The sequence below is a fragment of the Streptomyces sp. 13-12-16 genome (assembly GCF_002114215.1).
In the GTDB taxonomy this organism is placed as follows: Bacteria; Actinomycetota; Actinomycetes; order Streptomycetales; family Streptomycetaceae; genus Streptomyces.
On the sequence record NZ_NCTE01000981.1, the window covers coordinates 1 to 5,208 of the forward strand.

Genomic DNA, 5,208 nt, shown 5'->3' on the forward strand with positions numbered 1-5,208 from the left:
CCCGGTTCCTGCGCGAACTCGCCGAGGCCCGGGCCCTGCGCGACCGGGTCCAGCCGCGCCGCGCCAAGGCCGCCCGGCTGCGCCACGCGATGCGCATGCGCACCTTCCGCTGGTAGCCGACGCCGGACCCCGCCGACGGGCTGCGCCGGGGAAAGCCGGCAGGCCGCGCCGGAGGGAAAGCGGCAGGCCGCGCCGGGGAAAATCGCACCCGGCCGCGGGAAGATCGCGCCACGCGCACACGTTTGCCGAAGTGCCCGTGCGGGGAAGGCGCGTGAGTCCGCGTACGATCCGCACGTGGCGGCAAGGAGTGCGCTGGTGAGTCCTTCGTGGGCGCACTCGGCGTACTGCGATCAAAATGCCGGACACAGGGAGCCGAAGACGTCCCCTGATGGCCTTGTTTCTGCCACGATTCCGAGTGGGTGGGGCTCGCAGCGCCGTCTCCCCGCCCGCAACACCTCCGCCGGGGGGACCCCCAACCGGCACGCCTATGACCAGTGGGAGAGTCACGGTGTACTTCGCCGCACTGCTCGCGCGCACCGAAGACGGGTGGGAAGCGAGCGACACGGAACTCGACGATGTGGAAACCCTGTCGGATCTGGCCGACCTGGCCCGGGAGGCCTCTCCCGACGAGGACACGGTGCTCGTGCTGATCGAGCAGGAGGACGGCTGGTTCGGCGTCGTCCGCGTGGACGGCGAGGAGGATCCCCGGGTCTACGTCTCCGACGCAGCCGCCGCCGCCCGCAGCAGCTACGGGGAGATCCTCCTCACCGACGAGCTGCTCGGCCGGGAACCCGGGGACGAGGGCCCCGACCTGGACGCCCTCGACCTCGACGGCACGGAGGACGGTGAGCCGGACGACGAGGACGCCGACGCGGACGTCGGCGCCGCGTCCGCCGGCGGCGCCGACGCCGTGCCGCACGGGCCGGTCGGTGACGCGCAGGTCCTGGAGGACCTGGGCGTGAGCGAGAAGGAGTTGCGTTCGATGACCGAGGACGCCGTCACCGAGATCGCCGACGCCCTGGGCGCCTCGGAGGTCCTGGAGACCGTCCGCTGACCGTGCCGGCCACCACCACCCCGTCCGGACCGCCGGACCCGGTACGCGACCCCTGGCGGACGGCGATGCGGCTCGCCCTGGACGAGGCCTCACGGGCCGTCCGGGGCGGGGACGTCCCCGTCGGCGCCGTCGTACTGGCCCCGGACGGCACCACCGTGCTCGCCGCCGCCCACAACGAGCGCGAGGCCGTCGGCGACCCCACGGCCCACGCGGAGGTCCTCGCCGTCCGGCGGGCCGCCGCGCGGCTCGGGGAGTGGCGGCTGGCCGGCTGCACCCTGGTGGTGACGCTGGAGCCGTGCACGATGTGCGCGGGCGCCCTCCAGCAGTCACGGCTGGACCGGGTGGTCTACGGCGCCCGGGACGAGAAGGCGGGCGCGGTCGGCTCGCTGTGGGACCTCGTCCGCGACCGGCGGCTCAACCACCGCCCCGAAGTCATCGAGGGCGTGCTCGCCGGGGAGTGCGCCCGGCTGCTCACGGAGTTCTTCCGGGACCGCTGAATACCGATTTCAAACCACGCCCCACCTTGTTGTAGGGTCTCTCTCGGTAGCGTGTCCGAGCGGCCGAAGGAGCTCGCCTCGAAAGCGAGTGTGGCGCAAGTCACCGAGGGTTCAAATCCCTCCGCTACCGCCGGTGAAGGGCCCCGTCGTCAGACGGGGCCCTTCGTGCGATCATGGGGCCGCTCGATGCTCGTGTGACACCAGTGACAGGGGGGCCGCGGTGGCGGTGAACGCGAAGAAGATCGCCGTCTACGTCCTTGTGGTCTTCGTGCTGTACCTGATCATCACGGACCCGGAGACCGCGGCCGACTACGTCCAGATAGGGTTCGAGGGCATATCGGAGGCCGCGAAGGCCATCGGCGACTTCATGACCTGGCTGGCCAACGGAGGAAAGTGATGATCCGCCACCTGGTGCTCTTCCGGCTGAACGAGGGCGTCGGGCGCGACGACCCGAGGGTCGTGGAGGGCGTGGAGGCCTTCCGTTCGCTGGACGGCAGGATCCCGGAGATCCGCTTCTGGGAGTGCGCCTGGAACATCAGCGACCGCCCCATCGCCTACGACTTCGCCATCAACTCGGCGTTCGAGGACGCGGAGGCGCTGCGCCGGTACGTGGAGCACCCGGAGCACCAGGCGGGTGTCGGACTGTGGCGCGAGTTCGCCACGTGGGTGATCGCCGACTACGAGTTCTGACACTCCGCCCCCTGGAGCCCCTCGCCGTGACGGCGGGGGGTTTTGCTGTTCCGTACGCCCATGTTTGACCCTCAACACGGAATATGCGGTGCTTGCGCACACTGAGTCAGTCTTGTGATGCTATGACCGCTTTTGAGGGATGAGTTGACGGACGATGTGAGTGACGAAGAGGTGGCGTTGACCGTGCCGGCCAGTACTGCGCCGCCCCAGGACGAGGTGTCCCCCGACGCGGTCCAGGCCCCGGCCCCCGCCCGGTCCTCCCTCGCCCCGTCCACGCCCGCCTCGCCCTCCTCCGGCCCGGCTTCTCCCGAACCGGCTTCTCCCGGCTCGGCCTCTCCCGAACCGGCCTCTCCCGACCCGTCCGCGACCGCCGACGACCGGCCGGTGAGCCCCGCCAAGCGGCGCGGCGCCGACACCCGGGCCCTGACCCAGCTGCTCTTCGGCCAGCTCAAGGAGCTGGAGCCGGGCATGCCGGAGCACACCCGCGTGCGCGCCGCGCTGATCGAGGCCAACCTGCCGCTGGTGCGCTACGCCGCCGCCCGCTTCCGCTCCCGCAACGAGCCGATGGAGGACGTCGTCCAGGTCGGCACCATCGGGCTGATCAACGCCATCGACCGCTTCGACCCGGACCGGGGCGTCCAGTTCCCGACGTTCGCGATGCCGACGGTGGTCGGCGAGATCAAGCGGTACTTCCGGGACAACGTCCGCACCGTCCACGTACCGCGTCGGCTGCACGAGCTGTGGGTGCAGGTCAACAGCGCGACCGAGGACCTGACGACCGCCTTCGGGCGCTCCCCGTCGACCGCCGAGATCGCCCAGCGGCTGCGCATCACCGAGGAGGAGGTGCTGTCCTGCATCGAGGCCGGACGGTCGTACCACGCCACCTCGCTGGAGGCCGCGCAGGAGGGCGACGGGATGCCGGGACTGCTGGACCGGCTGGGGTACGAGGATCCCGCCCTGGACGGCGTCGAGCACCGCGACCTCGTCCGGCACCTGCTCGTCCAGCTCCCCGAACGGGAGCAGCGCATCCTGCTGCTGCGTTACTACAGCAATCTCACCCAGTCGCAGATCAGCGCCGAGCTCGGTGTCTCGCAGATGCACGTGTCCCGGCTGCTGGCGCGCAGCTTCCAGCGGCTGCGGTCCGCAAACAGGATCGAGGCGTAACCGGAAAGAGCGAATCGCCCCACAGCACTTTTCTGTGCGCTTCTGCTCCGAAAGCCCGTCAGACCCCTTGTTTCCAGGGCTGATTCGTATCTCGGATGTCGACATGTCACTACAGCGCGTTGCCGACATGTGACATTCTGCGGAAAGCGCGTTTGCCGGAGCCTCGGCGCCGGTATTCCAGGTGATGGCTGCGTTCCTCGATCGAGGAGCGTCCGCCGCGACCGTCCCGCGACCCAAAGGGGGTGGCATGTCCGCAGAACAGGGCAGCTCGAAGGTGCTCACGCTCGCGGAGAGCGAGACAGCTCCCCATGCTCTCGACGCACTCGGCCCCATCGACGAGGGCCCGGCCCTCCCGACCACGCCCGCTCCGGAACTCCCGGACACGGCGGCCCTCGACACCCGCACCCTGTCCCGCTCCCTGTTCCTGCGGCTCGCCGTACTGGACGAGGACAGCCCGGAGCGCGCCTACGTCCGGGACACCCTGATCGAGCTCAACCTGCCGCTGGTGCGGTACGCGGCGGCGCGGTTCCGCTCGCGCAACGAGCCGATGGAGGACATCGTCCAGGTCGGCACCATCGGGCTGATCAAGGCGATCGACCGCTTCGACTGCGAACGGGGCGTGGAGTTCCCGACGTTCGCGATGCCGACGGTGGTCGGCGAGATCAAGCGGTTCTTCCGCGACACGTCGTGGTCGGTGCGGGTGCCGCGCCGGCTGCAGGAGCTGCGCCTGGCGCTGACGAAGGCCGGCGACGAGCTCTCCCAGAAGCTGGACCGCTCCCCGACGGTCGCCGAACTCGCCGCCGTGCTCGGCGTGTCGGAGGAGGACGTCGTCGACGGGCTCGCGGTCGGCAACGCGTACACGGCGTCCTCGCTGGACTCCCCCGCCCCCGAGGACGACGGCGGCGAGGGCTCGCTCGCGGACCGCCTCGGCTACGAGGACACGGCGCTGGAGGGCGTGGAGTACCGCGAGTCCCTCAAGCCGCTGCTGGCCAAGCTGCCGCCCAGGGAGCGGCGGATCATCATGCTCCGCTTCTTCGCCAACATGACCCAGTCGCAGATCGGCGAGGAGGTCGGCATCTCCCAGATGCACGTTTCGCGCCTGCTCACCCGCACGCTGGCGCAGCTGCGGGAGGGCCTCATCTCGGACTGAGGCACAGCACGGGGCGCCGCCGGGGCGCTCCGTACGCGACATCGGATTCGTGGCCGCCGGGGCGCCTCGTACGGGCGCAACGGCGGCCGCCGCGTTCTCCGGTGCTCCCGCACGGTTTCCCGGCGCTCACGCCCGCACCGGGTCACCACGCCCTCCGGCGCCCGCACACGGCCTTCCAGCGCTGACGCCCACGCCAGGCACTGCGCCCCCGGTGCCCACGTCCATGCCGGGCCGCCACGCCCTCCGGCGCCCACGCCGGTCCGTCACCGTTGCGTCGACGCGCCGGGAGCGGTCCCGTCACCCCTTCTCGCCCCCCGGGGGGCTTCCCCCGGGCCCCCGCGGCGGAGCCGCACGTCGACACAGCTCCGCGCCCCTCGGAGCAGCGTCACTCACAGGGGCGCGGGGAACCGCGCGGGGAACCACGACGTGCCCGCGGCCGACGGCTCCCGGTGAGCCACGGTCACGGCGGCGCGAACCGCGAGGCCGTCGTTACTTCAGTGCGAGCCAAGCCACCGCCGCGACGACCGCCACGGCGACGACGACGCCGACGATCAGGCCGATCCGCGGGCCGCCGCCGGTGGTCGCGGCGGCCTGCCGGCCCTGGGGTTCCTCGTCGACGAACGCGCGGAACATCTGGGTGCTGCCGGCGGGGG

Annotated in this window: 6 protein-coding genes and 1 tRNA gene; all 7 read left to right on the forward strand. The window is 71.4% G+C overall.

Annotation, left to right across the window (positions count from 1 at the left end):
- Nucleotides 1–508 precede the first annotated feature (508 nt).
- The 7 genes from B7767_RS33640 to B7767_RS33665 all read left to right on the forward strand — a co-directional run bounded on the left by B7767_RS33640 (nt 509) and on the right by B7767_RS33665 (nt 4,555).
- Nucleotides 509–1,054, forward strand: a complete 546-nt coding sequence (locus B7767_RS33640) for a hypothetical protein (RefSeq protein ID WP_085575411.1) — start codon at nt 509–511, stop codon at nt 1,052–1,054.
- A gap of 65 nt (nt 1,055–1,119) precedes the next feature.
- Nucleotides 1,120–1,551, forward strand: coding sequence for a tRNA adenosine(34) deaminase TadA (gene tadA, locus B7767_RS33645; protein WP_256923661.1), 432 nt, complete (start codon nt 1,120–1,122; stop codon nt 1,549–1,551).
- A gap of 45 nt (nt 1,552–1,596) precedes the next feature.
- A tRNA-Ser gene (locus B7767_RS33650) sits at nt 1,597–1,681 on the forward strand.
- A gap of 90 nt (nt 1,682–1,771) precedes the next feature.
- Nucleotides 1,772–1,948: a hypothetical protein gene (locus tag B7767_RS45135; protein WP_107425113.1), complete on the forward strand. Its 177-nt coding sequence runs from the start codon at nt 1,772–1,774 to the stop codon at nt 1,946–1,948.
- On the forward strand, nt 1,948–2,241 hold the full coding sequence (locus B7767_RS33655) for a Dabb family protein (RefSeq protein WP_085575413.1): 294 nt from the start codon (nt 1,948–1,950) through the stop codon (nt 2,239–2,241). The genes B7767_RS45135 and B7767_RS33655 overlap by 1 nt, the downstream gene beginning before the upstream one ends.
- A 177-nt stretch (nt 2,242–2,418) precedes the next feature.
- Entirely contained in the window at nt 2,419–3,405 is a 987-nt protein-coding gene (locus tag B7767_RS33660) for an RNA polymerase sigma factor SigF (protein WP_107486480.1), read from the forward strand.
- A gap of 247 nt (nt 3,406–3,652) precedes the next feature.
- Entirely contained in the window at nt 3,653–4,555 is a 903-nt protein-coding gene (locus B7767_RS33665) for an RNA polymerase sigma factor SigF (protein ID WP_073933416.1), read from the forward strand.
- Nucleotides 4,556–5,208 lie beyond the last annotated feature (653 nt).

What these genes read in the sequence shown, in the direction of transcription:
- tadA (WP_256923661.1), top strand. Translation starts at nt 1,120, where the DNA reads ATGCGGCTCGCCCTGGACGAGGCCTCACGGGCCGTCCGGGGCGGGGAC.
- B7767_RS33655 (WP_085575413.1), top strand. Translation starts at nt 1,948, where the DNA reads ATGATCCGCCACCTGGTGCTCTTCCGGCTGAACGAGGGCGTCGGGCGC.
- B7767_RS33665 (WP_073933416.1), top strand. Translation starts at nt 3,653, where the DNA reads ATGTCCGCAGAACAGGGCAGCTCGAAGGTGCTCACGCTCGCGGAGAGC.